Annotated in this window: 21 protein-coding genes and 1 tRNA gene; 8 read left to right on the top strand and 14 right to left on the bottom strand. The window is 62.7% G+C overall.

Annotated elements, in window-relative coordinates:
• Positions 1 to 63: 63 nt before the first annotated feature.
• Both DK842_RS05665 and DK842_RS05660 read right to left on the bottom strand, forming a co-directional pair.
• Complete coding sequence (locus DK842_RS05665) at positions 64 to 603, bottom strand: RNA polymerase sigma factor (protein ID WP_114060563.1); 540 nt, start codon at positions 601 to 603, stop codon at positions 64 to 66.
• Between the two features lie 97 nt (positions 604 to 700).
• Complete coding sequence (locus DK842_RS05660; protein WP_198414639.1) at positions 701 to 1,450, bottom strand: Crp/Fnr family transcriptional regulator; 750 nt, start codon at positions 1,448 to 1,450, stop codon at positions 701 to 703.
• Between the two features lie 202 nt (positions 1,451 to 1,652).
• Between DK842_RS05660 and DK842_RS05655 the strand changes: the two genes are divergently transcribed.
• A tRNA-Tyr gene (locus DK842_RS05655) sits at positions 1,653 to 1,738 on the top strand.
• A gap of 57 nt (positions 1,739 to 1,795) precedes the next feature.
• On the opposite strand, the gene fghA is transcribed toward DK842_RS05655, so the two are convergent.
• Both fghA and DK842_RS05645 read right to left on the bottom strand, forming a co-directional pair.
• Complete coding sequence (gene fghA / locus DK842_RS05650; RefSeq protein WP_408608693.1) at positions 1,796 to 2,626, bottom strand: S-formylglutathione hydrolase; 831 nt, start codon at positions 2,624 to 2,626, stop codon at positions 1,796 to 1,798.
• A gap of 5 nt (positions 2,627 to 2,631) precedes the next feature.
• Positions 2,632 to 3,771 carry an S-(hydroxymethyl)glutathione dehydrogenase/class III alcohol dehydrogenase gene (locus tag DK842_RS05645; RefSeq protein ID WP_114063633.1) on the bottom strand — a complete coding sequence of 380 codons (1,140 nt, stop codon included), beginning with the start codon at positions 3,769 to 3,771 and terminating at the stop codon, positions 2,632 to 2,634.
• A gap of 113 nt (positions 3,772 to 3,884) precedes the next feature.
• Here DK842_RS05645 and DK842_RS05640 point away from each other — a divergent pair, with 113 nt between their 5' ends.
• Together DK842_RS05640 and DK842_RS05635 are read left to right on the top strand one after the other, a co-directional pair.
• Positions 3,885 to 4,787 (top strand): LysR family transcriptional regulator, encoded by a 903-nt coding sequence (locus tag DK842_RS05640; protein ID WP_114060557.1) that lies wholly within the window; start codon positions 3,885 to 3,887, stop codon positions 4,785 to 4,787.
• A gap of 28 nt (positions 4,788 to 4,815) precedes the next feature.
• Complete coding sequence (locus tag DK842_RS05635) at positions 4,816 to 5,829, top strand: nucleoid-associated protein (protein WP_114063632.1); 1,014 nt, start codon at positions 4,816 to 4,818, stop codon at positions 5,827 to 5,829.
• A gap of 72 nt (positions 5,830 to 5,901) precedes the next feature.
• Here DK842_RS05635 and DK842_RS05630 read toward each other — a convergent pair whose 3' ends face one another.
• The 3 genes from DK842_RS05630 to DK842_RS05620 form a co-directional block, all read right to left on the bottom strand.
• The gene (locus DK842_RS05630) at positions 5,902 to 6,360 is read right to left on the bottom strand and encodes a hypothetical protein (RefSeq protein WP_114060554.1); all 459 of its coding nucleotides are present in this window, start codon (positions 6,358 to 6,360) and stop codon (positions 5,902 to 5,904) included.
• Between the two features lie 19 nt (positions 6,361 to 6,379).
• Positions 6,380 to 7,108, bottom strand: a complete 729-nt coding sequence (locus DK842_RS05625; protein ID WP_145963974.1) for a hypothetical protein — start codon at positions 7,106 to 7,108, stop codon at positions 6,380 to 6,382.
• Positions 7,109 to 7,447: 339 nt separating this feature from the next.
• Complete coding sequence (locus DK842_RS05620) at positions 7,448 to 7,693, bottom strand: DUF6868 family protein (RefSeq protein ID WP_114063631.1); 246 nt, start codon at positions 7,691 to 7,693, stop codon at positions 7,448 to 7,450.
• A 152-nt stretch (positions 7,694 to 7,845) separates the two neighbouring features.
• Between DK842_RS05620 and DK842_RS05615 the strand changes: the two genes are divergently transcribed.
• On the top strand, positions 7,846 to 8,199 hold the full coding sequence (locus DK842_RS05615) for a DUF805 domain-containing protein (RefSeq protein ID WP_114060549.1): 354 nt from the start codon (positions 7,846 to 7,848) through the stop codon (positions 8,197 to 8,199).
• A gap of 65 nt (positions 8,200 to 8,264) precedes the next feature.
• Here the strand turns inward: DK842_RS05615 and DK842_RS05610 are convergent, their stop codons facing one another.
• The 7 genes from DK842_RS05610 to DK842_RS05580 all read right to left on the bottom strand — a co-directional run bounded on the left by DK842_RS05610 (position 8,265) and on the right by DK842_RS05580 (position 15,456).
• Positions 8,265 to 9,164 carry a 4-deoxy-4-formamido-L-arabinose-phosphoundecaprenol deformylase gene (locus DK842_RS05610; RefSeq protein WP_114060546.1) on the bottom strand — a complete coding sequence of 300 codons (900 nt, stop codon included), beginning with the start codon at positions 9,162 to 9,164 and terminating at the stop codon, positions 8,265 to 8,267.
• Positions 9,165 to 9,286: 122 nt separating this feature from the next.
• Positions 9,287 to 10,330: a bifunctional UDP-4-keto-pentose/UDP-xylose synthase gene (locus DK842_RS05605; RefSeq protein WP_114060543.1), complete on the bottom strand. Its 1,044-nt coding sequence runs from the start codon at positions 10,328 to 10,330 to the stop codon at positions 9,287 to 9,289.
• Between the two features lie 49 nt (positions 10,331 to 10,379).
• Entirely contained in the window at positions 10,380 to 11,297 is a 918-nt protein-coding gene (locus DK842_RS05600; protein ID WP_114060540.1) for a formyltransferase, read from the bottom strand.
• Entirely contained in the window at positions 11,294 to 12,244 is a 951-nt protein-coding gene (locus DK842_RS05595; protein ID WP_114060538.1) for a glycosyltransferase, read from the bottom strand. The genes DK842_RS05600 and DK842_RS05595 overlap by 4 nt, the downstream gene beginning before the upstream one ends.
• Before the next feature lie 5 nt (positions 12,245 to 12,249).
• Positions 12,250 to 13,374, bottom strand: a complete 1,125-nt coding sequence (locus tag DK842_RS05590) for a DegT/DnrJ/EryC1/StrS family aminotransferase (RefSeq protein WP_114060535.1) — start codon at positions 13,372 to 13,374, stop codon at positions 12,250 to 12,252.
• Positions 13,375 to 13,388: 14 nt separating this feature from the next.
• Positions 13,389 to 13,760, bottom strand: a complete 372-nt coding sequence (locus tag DK842_RS05585) for an SMR family transporter (protein WP_114060532.1) — start codon at positions 13,758 to 13,760, stop codon at positions 13,389 to 13,391.
• A gap of 34 nt (positions 13,761 to 13,794) precedes the next feature.
• On the bottom strand, positions 13,795 to 15,456 hold the full coding sequence (locus DK842_RS05580) for a glycosyltransferase family 39 protein (protein ID WP_114060530.1): 1,662 nt from the start codon (positions 15,454 to 15,456) through the stop codon (positions 13,795 to 13,797).
• 342 nt (positions 15,457 to 15,798) lie between these two features.
• Here DK842_RS05580 and DK842_RS05575 point away from each other — a divergent pair, with 342 nt between their 5' ends.
• The 4 genes from DK842_RS05575 (at position 15,799) to DK842_RS22890 (ending at position 20,154) form a co-directional block, all read left to right on the top strand.
• Positions 15,799 to 16,026 (top strand): hypothetical protein, encoded by a 228-nt coding sequence (locus tag DK842_RS05575; protein ID WP_114060527.1) that lies wholly within the window; start codon positions 15,799 to 15,801, stop codon positions 16,024 to 16,026.
• A 72-nt stretch (positions 16,027 to 16,098) separates the two neighbouring features.
• Positions 16,099 to 17,097 carry a hypothetical protein gene (locus tag DK842_RS05570; RefSeq protein ID WP_145963973.1) on the top strand — a complete coding sequence of 333 codons (999 nt, stop codon included), beginning with the start codon at positions 16,099 to 16,101 and terminating at the stop codon, positions 17,095 to 17,097.
• Positions 17,098 to 17,122: 25 nt separating this feature from the next.
• A complete protein-coding gene (locus DK842_RS05565; protein ID WP_145963972.1) occupies positions 17,123 to 17,974 on the top strand; it encodes a hypothetical protein in 852 nt (283 codons plus the stop codon).
• A 26-nt stretch (positions 17,975 to 18,000) separates the two neighbouring features.
• Positions 18,001 to 20,154 carry a DUF5916 domain-containing protein gene (locus tag DK842_RS22890; RefSeq protein ID WP_145963971.1) on the top strand — a complete coding sequence of 718 codons (2,154 nt, stop codon included), beginning with the start codon at positions 18,001 to 18,003 and terminating at the stop codon, positions 20,152 to 20,154.
• Positions 20,155 to 20,169 lie beyond the last annotated feature (15 nt).

The raw sequence follows: 20,169 nt of genomic DNA, 5'->3' as shown, positions 1-20,169 counted from the left end.
GAGCGCGCGCGGCGTGGCGCTTGTCGATAGGGACGCGGCCGCCGCGCGCGCGTGAACGCAAGCTCAGGCCATTTCGTTGCGCAGTTTCTTGCGCAGCAGCTCCACGCGCTTGCGCGCCAAGGCCTGGTTGATGCCCAGCGCGCTGGCGATTTCAGGATAGGACTGGTCTTGCTCGAATTTCAGCGTGAACAGCTGCTGTTGTTGCGGGTTGAGCGCGGCGCGCGCTTGCGCCATGCCGTCCAGTTGCTGTTTGAGATCCAGCTGCTGTTCCGGTGTGGCGTTGCCGCTGGCGTATTCGATGATGTGGTCCGCATCCCAGTCGCAATCGCGATCGAACACCCGGTTTTCGCGGCCGCGGCGGCGAGTGGCGTCCAAGAACGCGTGGTTGAGCACCAGGAAAATGAAGCCGGCCAGGTTTTGCACTCGGCTGGCGGAGTGCTGCAGATACAGATGCACTTTCAACGCGGTGTCAGACAGCAGTTCGTCGGCGCGGTGGCTGTCGCCCTTGCACAGATGGCGGGCGCGGCGTTGCAGCTTGGGCTGAATTTCCCGCCATGCGGCGGCCAGCGGCGACTGGGCATTTTCATCCTTTTTGAGTTTCATTTGATTGCCTTTAATGACAAATGGAACTAAAGGATTGCCGGATTCATGCCTTTATTCTGTTTCTTGCGTGACAAATGAAATTAAATAATTTAAATAATCAGGGGGGCGCGCCACTTTGCTGAGCGATACGCCGCAGCCGTTCCGGGTCTTTGATTTGCAGGGCGCGGCGTGATGGCTGGATCAAGCCGCTGCGCTGCCATTCCTTGAGCTGGGCGTTGAGCCGGGGGCGGCTGGCGTTGAGCATGGCGGCCAGGGTGCTCTGGTTGCATTGCATTGGCAGCCAGATGCCGTCAGGCCCGGCTTGGCCTTTGAGCGCCATTTCCGCCAGCAGGTGGCGGGCGAGGCGGGCTTCCAGCCGGTACAGGCAGACGGTTTCTACGAAGTTGCTCAGCCGCTGCAGCCGCAGGCATAACTGGGCCTGTACTCGGGCCATGAAGACGGGTTCTTGTTGCAGCAAGGCGAAATGCGGCTGGTGCAGCAGCAGCAGCCTGGCATCGGCGCTGAGCAGGGCGTTGCTGCTGCGCGAGCCGGTTTGCAGCAGCGCGCTTTCTCCGACCAGCTCGCCGCGCTGGCTGCGGTCGATGATGACTTCCTTGCCATCCGGCTCGTCCAGGGTATGGTGCACCACGCCCTGCGTCACCAGCGCGATGAAGCTGGCCGGTTCGCCTTTCCAGAACAAGAGCTTCTGTTGCCGGCCTTGCAGCGGCAGTGCGTGTTTTTGCAGATGCAGCAGCAACGGCTGCGGCAAGCCTTGCAGCAGCGGCAGCGCGCTGAGTTGCTGCATGCCGTCAGGCTGCGTGGCGGGGGGGATCGAGGCGATGGCGTGGTTGGACATGGTTTTCCGCATGGTGTGGTCTTGGCGGCGAGGGGGTGGTTGACATGAAATGCGAACGGCATCATGTCCTAAGCCTGCGGCGCTGTATTTGCTCTAAGCGGAAAACGCTGCAATTCATGCGGTGTGAATGGTTCGGGGCGTGGTTTGCGGCGGCGGCGGCGTGTCGCGGACCGCTTGACGGCGGAGGACTGCGCTAATAAAATGCGCAGCTCTTGGAGGGGTTACCCCAGCGGTCAACGGGTCCGGACTGTAAATCCGGCGGCTAAGCCTTCGAAGGTTCGAATCCTTCTCCCTCCACCAGACGCGAACAAAAAAGCCAGGCTCTCGAGCCTGGCTTTTTTGCGTTCCGGGGCGGCCTCAGGCCAGCAGGTGGCGGGCGTGGAAGCGCAGGTGCTGGTCGATGAAGCTGGCGACGAAGTAGTAGCCGTGGTCGTAGCCGGCGTGGCGGTGCAGATCCAGCCGCGCATCGCCGGCGCGGGCGGCTTTTTGCAGCGCGTCCGGCCGCAATTGCTCGGCGAGGAAGGTGTCGGCCAGGCCGATGTCCACCCTCAGCGGCAGCGGGCAGCCGCGTTCTGCCAGCAGCAGGCTGGCGTCCCATTCGGCCCAGGCGGCTTCGTCGTCGCCCAGATAGGCGGCGAAGGCCTTGCGGCCCCACGGCGCCTGGCTGGGATGGCTGATCGGGCTGAACGCCGACGCCGACACGTAGTCCTGCGGCCGGCGGATGGCGCAGACCAGCGCGCCATGGCCGCCCATCGAGTGGCCGGCGATGGCGCAGCGGCCGTTGAGCGGGAAATGGCGGCGCAGCAGCGCCGGCAGTTCCTGACTGACGTAGTCGTACATCCGGTAGTGGCGGCGCCATGGCTCGCGCTCGGCGTTGACATAGAAGCCGGCGCCCTGGCCCAGATCGTAGGCCGGATCGTCGGCCACGCCTTCGCCGCGCGGGCTGGTGTCCGGCATCACCAGCGCGATGCCCAGCTCGGCCGCCAGCCGCTGCGCGCCGGCCTTGTGGCTGAAGTTCTCGTCGGTGCAGGTGAGGCCGGACAGCCATAGCAGCCACGGCAGCTTGCCGTGTTCGGCCGCCGGCGGCAGGAACACGCTGAAGCGCATCCGGCAGGACAAGGTTTCAGAATCATGCTGCCATTGTTGCTGGTGGCCGCCGAAAGCCAGGCTGTCGGCTATTTTCTGCAATCCATTCATGCCGGCTCCGCCGCGTAGTGGATCACCGAACGGATGCTCTTGCCTTCGTGCATCAGGTCGAAGGCTTCGTTGACGCGCTCCAGCGGCATGGTGTGGGTGATGAAGTCGTCCAGGCGGAATTCGCCTTTCAGATAGCGCTCGACGTAGTCCGGCAGCTCGCTGCGGCCGCGCACGCCGCCGAAGGCGGAGCCGCGCCACACCCGGCCGGTGACCAGCTGGAACGGGCGGGTGGCGATTTCCTGGCCGGCGCCGGCCACGCCGATGATCACCGATTCGCCCCAGCCCTTGTGGCAGCATTCCAGCGCCGCGCGCATCACCTTGACGTTGCCGATGCACTCGAAGGAGAAGTCGACGCCGCCGTCGGTCATGTCCACGATCACGTCCTGGATCGGCTTGTCGAAATGGCTGGGGTTGACGCAGTCGGTGGCGCCCAGTTTCTTGGCCAGCGCGAACTTGCTCTCGTTGATGTCGATGCCGATGATGCGGCCGGCGCCGGCCATGCGCGCGCCGATGATGGCGGACAGGCCGATGCCGCCCAGGCCGAAGATGGCCACGCTGTCGCCGGTCTTGACCTTGGCGGTGTTGACCACCGCGCCCATGCCGGTGGTGACGCCGCAGCCCAGCAGGCACACTTCTTCCAGCGGCGCGGCCTTGTTCACCTTGGCCAGCGAGATTTCCGGCAGCACCGTGTATTCGCTGAAAGTGGAGGTGCCCATGTAGTGGTAGATGGGCTGGCCGTCCTTGGAGAAGCGGCTGGTGCCGTCCGGCATCAGGCCCTTGCCCTGGGTGGCGCGGATCTTCTGGCACAGATTGGTTTTGCCGGACAGACAGAACTTGCACTCGCGGCATTCCGGCGTGTACAGCGGGATCACGTGATCGCCCACCGCCACGCTGCTGACGCCTTCTCCCACTGATTCGACGATGCCGCCGCCCTCGTGGCCCAGAATGCAGGGGAACACGCCTTCCGGGTCCGCGCCGGACAGGGTGTAGGCGTCGGTGTGGCAGACGCCGGTGGCCACCATCCTCACGCGCACTTCGCCGGCCTTGGGCGGATGCACCTCGATTTCCTCGATGCTCAACGGCTGGCCGGCGGCCCAGGCCACGGCGGCCTTGCAGCGGATGATGTCCTGGCTCATCTGCGTCTCCTTGTTCGCGTAGGCGATGTCTTTAGGGTAATCGGCCATTGTATTTTTTTGCGCTCAATCGATAATCGGCTAAATCAGTAAATGATTTTTTCCATGGAGAAAAAATGGCCAGTTGGGAAGGGATGCAGGAATTCGCCGCCGTCGCCGACAGCGGCAGCTTTACCCGGGCGGCGCGGAGGCTGGGGATTTCCATTGCCCATGTCAGCCGCCAAGTGGGGTTGCTGGAGGAAAGGCTGGGCGCGCGGCTGCTGTATCGAACCACCCGCCAGCTCAGCCTGACCGAGGCCGGCGAGCTGTATCTGGCGCATTGCCGCCAGCTGTTGGAGTCGCTGGCCGACGCCGAGCAGGCGGTGTCGCAGCTGCAGGCGGCGCCGCAGGGCCAACTGAAGTTGACCGCCCCGCTGGCCTACGGCCACAGCCACATCTCTCCCCTGGTGCTGGATTTCATGCAGCGCTACCCGCAACTGGAGGTGAGCCTGGACCTGTCCAACCAAGTGAAAGACCTGGTGCACGACGGCTACGACCTGGCGATACGGATAGGCCGCCTGACCGACTCTTCGCTGATGGCGCGCAAGCTGGCGCAGCGCCGCCACCATGTCTGCGCGTCGCCGGACTATCTGGCCCGCTGCGGCGAGCCCAGGCGGCCGCAGGACCTGCTGCGCCACCAATGCCTGCAGATCGGCAACGAGGGCTGGCATCTGCGGGTGAACGGCAAGCGGCAGAGCTTCCGCGTCCAGGGACGGCTGCGCTGCAGCACGGCCGCGCCGCTGGCCGAGGCCGCGGTACGCGGCATGGGCCTGGCGCAGCTGCCGGATTACTACGTGGCCGCGCATCTGGCGAGCGGCGCGCTGGTGGAGGTGCTGGCCGATTACGCGGAAGAGGAGGAGGGCATCTGGGCGCTGTATCCGCACAACCGCCAGCTCAGCCCCAAGGTGAGGCTGCTGGTGGATTTCCTGGCCGCCAGCCTGGGCGCGGATGCTTGCCAAGGCGGCGGTCCGCGACAATAATCGCGCATTCTTTTGCGGGAGCGCGGCGATGGTGATAGCGGAATCTAGAGTGGAATGCATGGTGGTGCATCGGGTGGGCAACCCCACGCGCGGCGAGCCGCTGCAGTTGTCCGAGCGCACCACGGCGGTGGACGAGGCGGTATCCGGCCTGCTGCTGGACGGCTACCTGAAAGGCATCGTATCCGATCGCAAGAAGCACCAGTTCGTCCACGAGACCGATCTCAACCTGAACGAGATCTACCATTACACCCGCCAGTTTTTCCGCGGGGAGGTGGATTTCCTCGAGGTGTCGCAGCGCATCGCCAAGCATCTGTACGGCCGCTCGCAACATCCTAATATCAGCGCCGGCGATTTGCTGGTGATCCAGTTCGCCGGCCTGTCCGACGGCGATCGCGAAGTGCGCGCGCTGGGCGTGTTCAAGTCCGAGATCCGCGACGACTTCCTCACCATCATCGAGGGCGGCGGCGTGTTCGACATCAGCCACGCTTCCGGCATCAATCCGCGGCTGATCGACAAGGGCGCGCTGATCCTGGAGCACGGTCCCACCGTGTACGCGGTGGACCGGCTGAGCCGAGAGGCCAAGTTCTGGCTGGACGATTTCCTGAAGGCGCTGCGGGTGCCGGACAAGGCATCCAGCAGCAAGATGCTGGCCAGCGTGGTGGAGCAGTTGTCCAGCGAGATCGAAGACCCGATGCAGCAGGCTCGCTTCAAGGACGAGTTGCTGACGCTGGTGGAAAGCCAGCCGGAGGAGGTGCAGGCCAAGGCGCTGACCGCCGCCGCCGAGCGTTTCGTGCCGCGCGAGCAGGTGGAGGTGGCGCTGGGCAGCGCGGCGGAATCGTACGGCTTCGAGCTGGACGACGAAGCCAGGCTGCCGGCCAAGGGCGTGGCCAAGCAACTGGAGAAGACGCTGTCGCGCTACGGCGTCGGCCACGGCATCAGCGTGCTGTTGCCGTCCGGCATCACCCTGAAGAACATCCAGTCGCAAAACGATGGCGAAGGCGGCCTCAGCCTGACGCTGTTCCTGAACAAGCGAGAGCAGTAAGCCTGCTGGAGCCGAAACAAAACGGCGGCGGTCACATGACCGCCGCCGTTTGCGTTTGCTCGGCTGCGCGCCTCAACGCATGGTGAACTCGACCGACCACTCCAGCGTGGCCATGTTGTAGTAGGTGATTTCGGCATTGCAGAATGCGCCGCCGCTGCCGGTGGCGGTCTTGTTCCACTGCGGCACTTTGGGAATCACGCCATTGTTCAACAGGCCGCCGGGCTTGGGCGCATTGACGAAGGTGGTGCGGAATTCGCACTGGCGCGCGCCGTCGGTGTAGCGAACGAAGGCGTAGTTGACGTCAGGGCTGAGCGGGCTGGCGATATAGTAAGTGTCGCTGCGGCCTGCCGGCACTACGGAGACGGGTTTCGGCGAGGCGTTCGCCTGGGTTTCGATTTCATTTTTGCCGATCACCTGGTATCGGACATCGGTTTTGCCCTGGTTTTTGAAGGTGACGGTAACGGTGGGGCCGGCAAGGGCGATGCTGGAACTTAATCCAAGCAGTGCAGCGGCAAGCGTGATCTTGTGCATATCGTCTTTTGTCAGTGGATTAGGTGGGGGTCTTGTTGTCGGCGGCTAGTGGAAATTTTTGGTACCAGTCGAAACTGTCGTCTTCGACGGCCGGCTCTCTCTGGATATGGGCCTGTAATTTCTGGCTGTAGCTTGCCGGATAGAGGGATTGTTCCAGTGGGGGCAAGGCCTGGTAATGATTCAATATTTCTTCGTAGAAATGACGCCGGGACCCCGTGGCCTCGCGCTCAGCCTGGCCCGCGGCCATGACTTGCCGGCGCCAGGCCTGTTCCATGTCATAAGCCTCCAAATAAGCGGCGCGTCGTTCATTCACGGTGTAGCGGCCGCTATCGTCTGACGCCACCGCATCCAGCTCCTCGCGGCTGAGCCCGGCAAACGGGTTCAGCGCGTGTTGGCTGTTTTTTCCATCCGCCTCGAGAAATGCGTTGGCGTCGGCCGCCAGTTTCTGTCTGGCCGGATCGGGATCGGATGGTTTTTGCTGGTAATGGAGGGACTTGAGCGCATCGTAGCCCGGGCCGCAAATCGTGTTCAGCGCGGAATTGGCGATGCCGGCCATTTCGCCGCGGCTCAGCGTGCTTTCACGCTGTTTCATCAAGGACATGCTGTCGCCAAGCAGGCGCGCAAGCGGAGAAATCTGGGTTTCCACGCTGCTTGGATTTGAGATGTCTGTCGGCTTGGCGGGTTTGGCTGCTTCGCTAGGCGAGCTTGCCGTTATGGGGATCGGCTGTTGGCTGATTGCATTAAGCATGTGCATCCTCCATGAAGGCGATGATGATCACAGAAGGATATTTTATTTTCAACAATTAACCCATGTAAATATTGCGAGCTTGGGACGGTGAATCGAGCGAGCGCGCCGAGGCCATGCATGCTGTGGGTGGCAGAGGTGACTGGAAAGGAGCGGCGCAGTTTGGGCTCGGCGGGGCTGTCTGCCTGGAGGCGTAAGAAAATTGAGGGCGCCGCTAGCGCCGTGAACAAACTCTCGCCGAGAACCTGAACCAAAGCGCGTCGACGCAGGATGAGCCAGTCATACGCCAAGGGGCGCAACGCAGGATCAGGGATTTTGTCAGCGGCTTTTCGCGGGAAGCGCTCAGCGCGAAGCCAGCCATAGCGCCAGCAACGGCGCCACATTGAACACGAACACCAGGATCTTGTAGAGACCGATGCCGCCGTAGTTGAGCAGATCGAATGCGGGTTCGGTGATGCGGAACCAGCGGCGCTGCAGCCGGAACAGCGCGTCGTGGGCGTAGAAGAACAGGCAGAACCACAGGATCAGCACCAGATAGTGGAAGATGGTGCTGTACAGCAATACTTGTTCGAGCCGGATTTCAGTCATGGCCTCAATCCTGTATGGCAATTTGAACAGTTCCATAATGGACAATTTACATTGACTTACAAGCCTATTATCATGCTGTTCGGGCAAATTAATGCTCTTGTTGTTTTGTTTGAAATTATTCTCTTGCACATTTCAATAGAAAAAGGCTCCCCATGAACTGGTATCTGACCGCGCTGAAAAAATATTGCGACTTCAGCGGCCGCGCGCGCCGCCGCGAATACTGGCTTTTCCAACTATTCCAGATGATCGCCCTCATCGTGCTGGCAGTGCTTGACCAAGTCGTGCTGCGCCAGGCTGTGCCCATCCTGACCGTAGTGTATGCGCTGGGCACCATCCTGCCGGCCTGGGGCGTGCTGGTGCGCCGCCTGCACGATATCGGCCGCAGCGGCTGGTGGATGCTGATCAGTTGCGTGCCGCTGGTGGGCGGCATCATCCTGTTCGTGTTCACCGTGATGGACAGCCAGCAAGGCGACAACCAATTCGGCGCCTCCCCGAAGGCCGCGTGATCGCTGCTTTCGCGGCGCGAAAAACCCGCCGGTGGCGGGTTTTTTTATGAATGAATCGATATGGCTCAGGCCTGCAGCGCCAGCGTGCCGCTGCGGCCGGGTATCTCTCCCATCACCACCCGGCCAGCCGGCAGGCTGGCGAGATCCTGGCTGTTGAACAGGTCCAGGCAGCTAACCAGCTGGTAGCCTTGCCGCTTCCAGCCGGCGAGCAGCCGCTCGAACACTTCCAGCAGCCGCATGCCTTCCAGCTCGGCGTGCAGGGTGTAGACATGGCCGGTGGCGGTTTCGGCCTCGGTCAGTTTCAGCAGATGCTCGTGGACGTTGTCGTTGGTCAGGCCGTCCAGGCCGATCAGCTCGTCCAGCGTCGGCAGCGTGGTGGGCAGCTGCGGCACGCCCAGCGGGCGGCCGGCGGCGTCCAGCGGCTGGAACGGATGGCTGCCGCGGCCATCGGACGCGTAGCGCATGCCCAGCTCCTGCTGATAGGCCAGCGCGGCGTCGTTGATCTGCCATCCGGCGGCGCCGTGAGTGCGCGCATCTTCGCCGAAAATTTCCCGGAAGCGTTTGGATGCCTTGTGCATCTCGGCGCGCGTCCACACCGCGTCCTTGGCTGCCACGTGGTCCTGCCACTTGATGTGGTCCCAGCAGTGGATGCCCACCTCGAAGCCGGCGTCGCGAACCGAGCGCAGCAGCGCGGCTTCGCGGCGGCCGATGTCCGGTCCCGGCAGCACGGTGCCGTACAGCAGCGTGCGGATGCCATAGTGTTCTACGACTGACGTGCGCGATACCTTGGACAGGAAGCCGGGCCGGAATACGCGCTTGATCGCGCGGCCGGTATGGTCCGGGCCCAGGCTGAACAGAAAGGTGGCGCCGGCGTCATGCCGCTTCAGCGCCTCCATCAGCCGCGGCACGCCTTCGCGGGTGCCGCGCCAGGTGTCGACGTCTATCTTCAGGGCGAGTTTTTTCATTGTTGTGCTGGCTTCAAGTGTTCGGAATCGCGGGCAATTTTACCGCGCGGCGGGCTTGCCGTGCGCTTTGGCCATAAAGCAAAACGCCCCGGCGGGCCGGGGCGTGATCGGCGAGGCGGTATTTACTGCGACAGGTCGCGGCTGGCCGCCACCTGGTCGCGGTAGTAGTCGTAGATGCCCTTGAGCGCGTCCTGCATGGTCACGCTCGGCTTCCAGTCCAGGTCGGCCATGGTGTTGGCGATCTTCGGCACGCGGTTCTGCACGTCCTGGTAACCGTTGCCATAGTAGGCGCCGGAGGTGGTTTCCACCACTTGCACCTTGTCGGCGTTCAGTTGGTATTCCGGGTAGACGCGCGCCAGGTCCAGCATCATTTGCGACAGTTCGCGGATGGAGTAGTTGTTGCTCGGGTTGCCGATGTTGTAGATCTGGCCGCTGGCTTTGCCGTCCTGGTTTTCGATGATTTTCATCAGCGCGGCGATGCCGTCGTCGACGTAGGTGAACGCGCGCTTCTGGTGGCCGCCGTCGACCAGCTTGATGGTCTCGCCGCGCACGATGTGTCCCAGGAACTGGGTGATCACGCGGCTGGAGCCTTCCTTCGGCGTGTTGATGTTGTCCAGGCCGCCGCCGATCCAGTTGAACGGGCGGAACAGCGTGTAATTCAAGCCTTCCTGCATGCCGTAGGCGTGGATCACGCGGTCCATCAACTGCTTGGAGCAGGAGTAGATCCAGCGCGGCTTGCTGATCGGGCCGCAGATCAGTTCGGAGTTTTCAGGGTCGAACTCGTCGTCGTGGCACATGCCGTAGACTTCCGAGGTGGACGGGAACACCAGGTGCTTCTTGTACTGCACGCACTGGCGGACGATGGGCAGGTTGGCCTCGAAGTCCAGCTCGAACACGCGCAGCGGGTTGTTGACGTAGGTGGACGGGGTGGCGATGGCTACCAGCGGCAGCACCACATCGCACTTCTTGACGTGGTATTCGATCCACTCCTTGTTGATGGTGATGTCGCCTTCGAAGAAGTGGAAGCGGGGGTGGTCTTTCCATTCGGCCACGCGGTCATCGTGCATGTCCATGCCGTAGATGTGCCAGTCGGTGGTTTCGATGATGCGCTTGGTCAGGTGGTGGCCGATGAAGCCGTTCACGCCCAGGATCAGTACTTTTTTCATTATCAAGTCCTTACTCGCCCGCAGGCGGAAAATCGAATTCGGTAATCGTTCACAGCCTTAGTGCGCCAGCTTCGACGCGGGCGGAGAAATTGCCGGCGGTCAGAGGCTGCCCGTCTAGCTCCGCCTCCAGCACCGTCAGGCGGCCGCCATCGGCGCAGCGCAGCCACAGCCTGCCGTCGGCGGCATAAATTTCGGCGCGCTCAACAGGCGAATCGATGCCGGCGCGCAGTGTTTTCCACAATAGCAGGCGGCCGGCCTGGGTATCGGCGAAGGCGCCGGGGAAGGGCCGGGCCAGCGCGCGCGCGAAGTTGTGCAAAGCTGCCGCGGAAGCTTGTCCGTCGATGCGGCCGTCTTCCGGCTTGCGGCCGCCGAAATAGCCGCCCAGGCTTAGATCCTGCTGCGCATGCGGGGCGCTGCCGTCCATCAGGCCGGGCAGGCTGCGCCACAGCACCATTTCCGCCGCCACCGTCACCTTGGCGAACACTTCGTCGGCGCTGTCGTCCGGCAGGATGGGCACCGCCATCTGGTCGACGACGGGGCCGTTGTCCGGCTTGACGTTCATCTGGTGCAGCGTGGCGCCGGTTTCGGCTTCGCCGTGGATGATCGCCCAGTTGATCGGCACGCGGCCGCGGTACTTGGGCAGCAGCGAGCCGTGCATATTGTAGGCGCCGCGTTTGACGGCCTCCAACAGCGGCGCTTTCAGCATGTGGCGGTAGTAGAAGGAGAACAGGAAATCCGCCTGGCAGGCCTGGACCTGTTCCACCACCTCCGGCGCATTCGGGTCGTCCGGCGTGATGACCGGGATGCCGTATTCGCGCGCCGTCTGGGCCACGCTGGAGAACCAGATGTTTTCGTTGGGGTTGTCCTGGTGGGTCACCACCAGCGCGACATCCACGCCGCGGCCGATCAGCGCTTTCAGGCAGCGCACGCCGACGTTGTGGTAGGCGAAGACGACGGCGCGGCTCATGCCTGTTTCTCCTTCTGTTCCAGCACCGCCTGGATCACGTAGCGAGGCCGCGAGCGCACTTCCTGGTAGATGCGGCCGATGTATTCGCCCAACAGGCCGATGCCGAACAGCGCGATGCCGATCAGGAAGAAGGCGATGGCGAACAGCGTGAACAGGCCGCCTTCTTCCGGACCGATGATCAGGCGGCGCAGGACCAGGTATGCCACCAGGATGCCCGAGCCGGCCGACACCGCCATGCCCATCAGCGAAAACCATTGCAGCGGCACGATGGAGAAGCCGGTCATCAGGTCGAAGTTCAGGCGGATCAGGCTGTACAGCGAGTATTTGGACTCGCCGGCGAAGCGCTCTTCATGGCCGACGACCACCTCGGTCGGATGCTGCGCGAACTGGTAGGCCAGCGCCGGGATGAAGGTATGCAGCTCGTTGCACTGATTGATGGTGTCGATGATGCGGCGGCTGTAGGCGCGCATCATGCAGCCCTGGTCGGTCATCTTGATCCGGGTCAGCTTCTCGCGCAGGCGGTTCATCGCCCGGCTGGCCAGGTGGCGCCACATGCTGTCGTTGCGCTGGCGGCGGATGGAGCCGACGTAGTCATGGCCCTTGTCCATCTCGGCCAACAGCAGCTGGATGTCTTCCGGCGGATTCTGCAGATCGGCGTCCAGCGTCACCACGCGCTCGCCGCGGCTGTGCTCGAAGCCGGCGAGGATGGCGCGGTGCTGGCCGAAGTTGCCGTTGAACAGCACCACGCGGGTGACGTCGGGCCGCAGGCCGAATTGGTCGGCCAGCATGGCCGCGCTCTTGTCGCGGCTGCCATCGTTGACGAACACGATCTCATAGCGCAGGTTCAGCGCGTCCAGCGCCGGGTACAGGCGGTCGAACAGCGCCTGCAGCACGTCCTGCTCGTTGTAGACCGGGATGACGACGGAAAGGTTGATGGCGGTATTCATGTCTCTTAGTGTAAAACGGCGCGCAGCGCGGCGCTGAAGGTTTGGCAGACGCGGAGCACGTCTTCGTCGCGCATCGCGGGGAACAGCGGCAGCGTGACGGTGCGGGCGCCGATGTCTTCGGCTACGGGATATTGCCCTTCGGCGTAGCCTTTGTCGCGGAACAAGGCGAACAGGTGCATCGCTGGATAGTGGACGCCGACGCCGATGTGCTCGGCCTTCATGCGCGCGATGAATTCGCCGCGGCTGATGCTCATGCGCTCCAGCGGCAGCAGCGGCTGGAACATGTGCCAGTTGCTGTTCGCAAAGTCTTCCGGCGGCAGTTCGCAGCCCAGCGAGCGGTCGAAATGCTGGAAATACAGCCGGGCCAGCTCGCGGCGGCGGGCGTTGAAGCCATCCAGCTGTTTCAGCTGGCCGAGGCCGATCACAGCGGCGATGTCGGTCATATTGGCCTTGCCGCCCAGCACGTCCACGTCCATGGTGCCGTCCGGCAGCCGGGTGACGCCCTGCAGCCGCAGCTTCTCGAACAGCCGCGCTTCTTCCGCGTTGTTCAGCACCAGGCAGCCGCCTTCGCCGCTGGTCATGTTCTTGTTGGCGTGGAAGCTGAACGACACCAGATCGCCGCCGCGGCCGATGGCCTGGCCGTTCCAGCCGGCGCCCATGGCTTGGGCGGCGTCTTCGACCACGCGCAGCTTGTGGCGGCGGGCGATGCCGTACAGCCGGTCGCGGTCCACCGGCAGGCCGGCCAGGTCCACCGGGATGATGGCGCGGGTGCGCGGCGTGATCGCGGCTTCGATCTTGGCCAGGTCGATGTTGCGGGTGGCCGGATCGGCGTCGACGAACACCGGCGTCGCGCCCACCTTCATGATGACGTTGGCGGTGGCGATCCAGCTCAGCGGGCAAGTGATGACTTCGTCGCCGGGACCGACGCCGGCGATCTGCAGCGCCATTTCCAGCGCGGCGGTGGCCGACGCCGCCAGCCGCACCGGGCGGCCGCCGCAGAAGGCGGACAGCTCGGCTTCCAGTTGCTGGCAGCGCGGGCCGGTGGTGATCCAGCCGGAACGCAATACCTCGCCGACGGCGGCGATGGTGTCCTCGTCTATCGCGGGGCGGGTGAAGGGCAGGAATTCCATGTCTAACCTTTATCTCAGCTGCGGGCGACCAGCACCACGCCGACGATGATGACGGCGATGCCGATCAGCTTTTGCGCGGTGAGCGCCTCGCCGAACATCCAGTAGGCAAGCAGCGCGTTGACCACATAGCCGATGGACAGCATCGGGTAGGCGATGCTGACCTCCACGCGCGACAGCGCCATGATCCATACCATCACGCTGACCACGTAGCAGGATAGGCCGCCGATGATGGGCAGGTTGGTGGCCAGCGACCAGCCTATCGGCCAGGCGTTCGCCACGGAAAAGTCGAAATGGCCGATCTGGCGCACGCCGGCCTTCAAACACAGCTGCGCGGCGGCGTTGAGCAACACGCCGAACAGTATCAATCCGAATTCAATCAGCTTCATGCACTCGCTTTCAAAACGCGGCCGGTCCCGCGGACTATGGCTTGGCGACCGCCATTCGCCGCGGATCCTGATAAATCACCTTCATCGGCAAGCCTTGCTTGCGCAGCTCTTGGAAGGTGCTGTCCGTCATCATCGCCACCGCTTTGGGCGCGGCGCGCCAGGCGGCGGCGAACTGTTCCAGCCGCGGCATCCAGCGCTGAGGCTCCTGACCCTCGCCGAATTCGAACTCGTCGACGAAATCCACCAGCGTCACCGGACGGCCCACGTAGTAGGGGAAGGTCTGATCGTAGTAGCGGACCGAGTAGATTTCGCTGTCCGGCGTCAGGTAGGGCTGGATCTGGGCGACGATTTCCTTGCTGCCTTTCAGGCGGCCGTAGCTGTCGTGGCCGCTGGCCGCCAGCGTCACCGCGATCAGGCTGCCGAAGGACAGCGCGGCGAGGGCGGCCAGCATCCGCTGTTTCCCCAGCGCGCGCCAGGCCAAGACCGCCGCGATCAGGAACGCCGCCGCGCCGGCGGCGATGAAATGGGCGAAGGGCAGGATCACGTCAGGCGGCGAGTCGACGCTGGCGAAGCGGCCGGCGAACGGCCAGGCGGCGAGCAGCGCCAGCCATAGCAGCGCAGGCAGCAGGATGTGTTTCTTCAGCTCGGCCGGCTGCATCCGGCTGAGGCTATGGGCCAGCATCAGCGCCAGCGCCGGGAACATCGGCAGGATGTAGGACGGCAGCTTGGAGCTGGACTTGCTGAAGAAGGCGAAGATGAACACACACCAGATCAGCAGCAGGCGGCCGATGCGCAGGCCGGCGGCGCGGTCGGCCCAGGCATCCTTGACCATGCGCGGCAGCAGCGTGGTCCACGGCAGCAGGCCCAGGATCAAATAGGGCACGAAGTACCACGGCGCGCCGGTGCGTTTGTGCTCGGTGGTGAGGAAGCGCTCGAAGTGCTCGCGGATGAAGAAAAAGTGGGCGAAGTCCGGATTGCGCTCCGAAACCAGCACGAACCACGGCGCGGTGAGCGCGAAGAACAGCGCCAGGCCGCTGAGCCAGTGCATCCGTTTCCAGAACGCCCATTGCCAGTTGACCAGGCTGTACAGCACCAGGGCGGCGCCGGGGATCAGCAGGCCGATCAGGCCCTTGCTCAGCGTGGCGCCGGCCATCGCCGCCCAGGTCAGCCACATCGCCCAGCGGGTTTCCTCGTGGCCGGCGTCCTCGCGTTGCGCCAGCAGGAAGCCGCACAGCGCCACGGTCAGGAAGAAGCTCACGCCCATGTCCAGCGACAGGAAATGGCTATTGGCGACGATCCAGGCCATGCCGCCGGCAGCCAGCGCCGCGTAGCGCCCGGCGTCGGTGCCCCACAGCCGCCGCGCGGTCAGCGACACCGCCGCCACGCTGAGGAAGCCGGTCAGTCCCGGCCAGAAGCGGGCGGCGAACTCGTTGACGCCGAAGGCGGCGAAGCTCAACGCCCCCATCCAGTATTGCAGGACGGGTTTCTCGAAATAGAGCAGGCCGTTGAGGCGGGGCGTGATCCAGTCGCCGCTGTGCAGCATGAACAGCGAGATCGTCGCGTAGCGGCCTTCATCGGCGTGGATCAGGCCGCGGTAGCCCAGGCTGCCGAACCAGATCAGCGCGAACAGCAGCCATAGCGCGGTCTCGATCTTGCGGGAAATGGGGCGGGGATGAATAGCGGAAGTCTGGCTCATCGTAAATGAGAGGATGGCGTGTGCTTAGTGGTTGTACCAATCCGCTAGGATACCTCATCCCCCACCCTTTGTAAGTGTGCGCTGTGTGACGAGACAAGCTTGCGCTTGGGTTAGTGGCTTCTCGTGGTGGCGCATGGCGATGCGATCGTAGTTGTCATTGCTGCCGGCTTGCGGTTTTGCCTGGAGTCACTGGATTGCACTTTCAAGGGCGAAGGATTTCCGCACTGATGCAGTTTGAAGCAGTAAGAAATGCGTTGACTTAGTCATATGTCATAAATTAGTATTTTTTTGCGCAATTGGCAGCGCACAGTGTGAATAATTCGAAAAACTTAGGAGAAATTCATGAAAAAAGTACTGATTCCCGCATTGCTGGCGGCTGCATCCGTTATGAGCGTCGCTCCGGCGCAAGCTGCCGCGAAGAGCACGATGGTTGCCTCGGTGGAGCAAGCCGTGCACCACGGCGCTCAGGAAAGCCAGCAACAGCAACAGCAACAGCAGCAGCAATCGCTGATTGGAGAGGATGGCGGCGTGCTGTTGCAATCCGTCAGCAATAGCGGCTTTGACGCCTAAGGCCGAGACGTAGCAGAGAGTGGGCCACCGTCATGTGGCCCATTTGATTTCTTAGGCTGGAGACGTTGGAACTTGAGCGCTACGCAGCTGTTTTACCTATTGAAATGGGAGGCGGGCACACCTCCTATTGTGGATGATGTGCTGGTCGCGCATCTGCATAAGATGCGTTCTTGGACCAGGGAGCTCTTCTGGTTCGCATCTTGCAATGGCTTGGACCATGCGTGGCAGACGAATCGCGATGTCGAACCTGATGAGCGAACGCTATTGGATCCTTGGGTATTTCATCGGCTCAAGGAGGCGACATCAGGGCTGAGCGAGCATGGTTGCCGGACGGCTATCCAGGCCATTGCCGCCGCGGAGAAGCGGGATCGGTCGCCATGGATGCTGGGCGATTCGATAGAGGTGGATTTCGATAGCGACATCTGCCGTCGAATGGAAATAGGCAGCAGCACCATGTCATTGCCGGCCGAGGCGTTCAGCGATGAACAGCGCGAGCGGGTTTTTGACAAGCTGCAAGCCGCGCTCGCGATGATCGATGCCGCGGCCCCCTTGGCCGGGCGCTTGATTCGCAATGCGACGCGGACAATCATTTGCAGAAAGCATTCACTGGATATCCTGGCGGCGGAAACCGATCCGAACGATATCGGCGAGTTGAGGATTCTGAATCCGCAGCTTGATCGCTATACCGTGGTGGACCTTGTGGATACGTTGATTCATGAGTCGCTGCATAATTTTTTTGCGATGTATGAGTTGCAGCATGGCTCTTTCGTCGCTTACGAGCAGTCCGCGCAGTTGCGACCGGTTTCGCCTTGGTCGGGCAACCCCATTCCTTACAATGCGTTCACGCATGCCATTCTGATTTACTTCGCGCTGTTCCATTTTTATCTCAAGTTGTATCGGACGAGCGCCGAATTCGACAGGCGCCGGGTGGAAAGCCTGCTGGCGAAATGCGCGCGCGGATTCCGTCTGGAGCATCTGGATGCTTGCCTGCGCGAGTGCGGCAAGTCTCCTTCCTGGCTGTTTGATTTGTACCGGGTGATGTCTGACGATGTCCGCGCCGCGTATGCCTGAATGAAATCTTGAAAGAGGACGTGGTATGAAAAGAATGGCAGTTCTTTTCTCGCGGCATGCGCAGGATGAGGTAGTCAATTCCTTGCTGCGGATGGATGTCGCATGGGAGTTGGAAGCATTGGCGGCGGAAGACATGCTGGCAGGCGTGTCATGCGAGGTTGACGACCGCGGGCTGTCTTTCCTGCGGGGTTCGCATTCAGGAGCCGTCGTCCCGGATGGCGTCTTTCTGATCAACCGGCTTTTCATGAGCCAGAAGCTGTTTGAGTTGGCGTCGGGCGATGCGGTGGCCGCGCAGACGGAAATCGAGGTGTATTTTCGGCAGGCGTTGGCCGAGGTGGCGTCTTGTTCCTCCCGTCCCGGCATGTATGCGCTGTGCGGGGATTATTTGCCGTTATTCCTGCAGTGGAAGCGAGCGCGGAGCCTGCCGTTTCCTTTGGCCACGCCGCGATACGACTATGCGTTTGGCAGATCGTATCCCGAGGTCCGTGATTTTTCTTCTGTGGTGTACAAGTCGCCATTCGATTCGCGCAGCTGGAAACCGAATAAGCGGCCGGATGCCTTGTGGCATACCTTTTCTGTAGAGCGTCCCGAAGGCGTTCCGGTGGCATGCGCGGTGCTGGGCGACGGCGTCTTGTTCCAGCCTTGCGGTGACATCGCCATTCCTTCCTGGCTTGGCGAGGCGAGTGTGTCGATCACGCGCGCATTGGGCGGCTGTTTTGGGGAAATTCTCTATTTTATCAATGGCGAAAGCGTTTGCTTTGCCTCGTTCAGCCATTTCATATCCAGCACCTGGGATACAGGGCGATTCGATGCGCTGTTGAGGGCGTTCTGCGATAAGCAGCGGTGCGCAGCGGCGGATGCGGGGGGGCATGGGTGAGGCGCGGCCCGCAATGGCGCGCGCTGATGTTTATGTCGCTTTTATCTTGTGCTGTCCAAGGGAAGGAGGCTCCGGAGCCGGCTGTCGATTGGTCCGATGCCCATTCGTTCGATCTGGCCTACGAGACTGAGCCGGGGGTCAATCTTCCGGCAGCGGTGGCAACACGGGGGGAGTTCAAGGTACAGGATGGGGTTCTGTGGCTGCGTTTCCAGGCGGAGGAACGCGACATGGCTTTGCTGCGCGCCCATCCGCGGGAGCGTGACAACATCGATGGGGAAGATGCGGTAGGCATCGTGCTCGCGCCTGCGGGACGCACCGGCGGAGAGGCGTTCGCTTTTTACGTATCGGCGGGCGGTGTGCAGATGGATGAGCATTGGAGCGAAGCGCGCCGGGAGTGGAACGCCGATTGGAATGGCAAGTGGTGGTCCGGCGTGGAGCGCGAAGCCAACGGTTGGCGGGCCAGTTTCCGCATACCCTTGTCGCAGCTGCCGTTAACGGCGGAAACAGAACCGCAGTGGGCCGTGGAGCTGGTCCGCTGGTGGCCTCGGGAAGTGCGGCATCGCCTATCCAGCATATCCCGGCAGCCAGGTGAATCTTGTTTTGTCTGCGCCATGCAGTCCGTACCGGTCCGGCTTGGCGATGATTGGGATATGGGGCAGATTGAGGGCAGGCTTTCCTTGCAGGGGCAACGCGGAGACGACGGTTCCTGCATGGGAGCGAGGACTCGTTGGCATGGCGGGCTTGACCTGAATTGGCGGCCTCGACCCGGTTTTAACGCGGCGCTGACTTGGCGGCCGGATTTTTCGCAGATCGAGTCGGATTCCTTGCGTTTATCGGGCGGTGCGATCGACGCCTTCGATTATGACGAGAAACGGGCTTTTTTCGTCGATGCCGGCCAGCCGTTCACGCAGCTGCTGCGGCCTTTTTACTCGCGCGCGATCGGGGAGCCAGAGCTGGCCTTGTCCGGGCAGTTGAATCTGCAGCGACAATCGCTTGCCTGGTTTTACGCCGATGACAAGCATACCCAGATGCTGCAGCCGGGGCCGTTCGGCTCCAACAACTTTGCTTACCGGAAAATGGACGGCGCGGAGCAGGCCAGCCGCAACTTGGCCGTGCGCTATCGCCAGGTTGTCAATAACGACACATGGCTCGGGCTGACCTTGACGGGACGAGAGGCCGGGGATTACAGCAACCGGCTGTTGGGCATGGATGGCAAAGCGGGGTTGGGTCGTTCGCTCTGGGTGGACGGCTCTGTGCTGGCTTCGCGCAGCGAAGAGCCGTGGCGAGATGCGCAAAGCCATGCAGGCAGGGCCTGGCATGCCCGGCTGGGCTACTCGACGGATGACTGGGACAACAAGCTGTGGTGGCAGCGCATCACGCCGGATTTCCGTGCCGACCTGGGGTATATGCCCCGGGTGGACATGCAGCAACAAGGCATGGCGTTCAAGCGCATTTTCAGGCAGCAGCCTGGTGCGGCGATCAATGAGTACGATGCCGGCCTGGATTGGTCGCGGCGGCGCACGCTGGAGGATGAGCCTATCGAGCGAAACGCGCAGTTGTGGCTGTCAATGTCAGGCATCGGTCAAAGCAACGCTACGGTATGGTTGATGGACAAGCGGCGCCGTTTTCAGGGGCAGGATTATTCGCTCAGCGGTGTGGAGTGGGTTGCGGCGGCCGCGCCCAGCGAACACTGGAGCCTGAGCGGTGGGGCGGTGTTCAGCGGGGATATCGACCGCGAAAATGCGCGCCAGGGACGACAGCAGCGATGGAAGTTCGATCTGAGCGTCGCCCCCTGGCAGTCGGTGCGGCTGGAATGGCAGCGCAACTGGCGCGAGCTCCACGTGGCGGGCAGCAAGGTGAGCCGCGAAACGGCGAATGATGCGCGCGGCTATTACTTCTGGAGCCCTAGGCTGTATCTGCGCGCAATTGTGAGATGGTGGCAACTGGAGCGCTCTCTGCCCCGCTACGAGACTCCGGGCGGATTCAATGCCAGCGAGCGTAGCCGGGATTGGCAAGTGATGCTGACCTGGTTGCCGACACCGCGCTCATCGCTGTATTTGGGCGTGGGGCAAGGCCTGGATGGCGTACAGGCCGGAATGGGCGGAACGGAAAGCGCCGTCCGTAGCCATGTGTTGTTCGCCAAGTTCAATCTGGGCTTTGATCGCCTGGGCGTTTTTTAAGCATAAGACAAGGAG

This window comes from Chromobacterium phragmitis (assembly GCF_003325475.1).
Taxonomy (GTDB): Bacteria; Pseudomonadota; Gammaproteobacteria; order Burkholderiales; family Chromobacteriaceae; genus Chromobacterium; species Chromobacterium phragmitis.
Note: the sequence above shows the minus strand (reverse complement) of the source record. Positions and strands in the feature narration are given on the sequence as shown.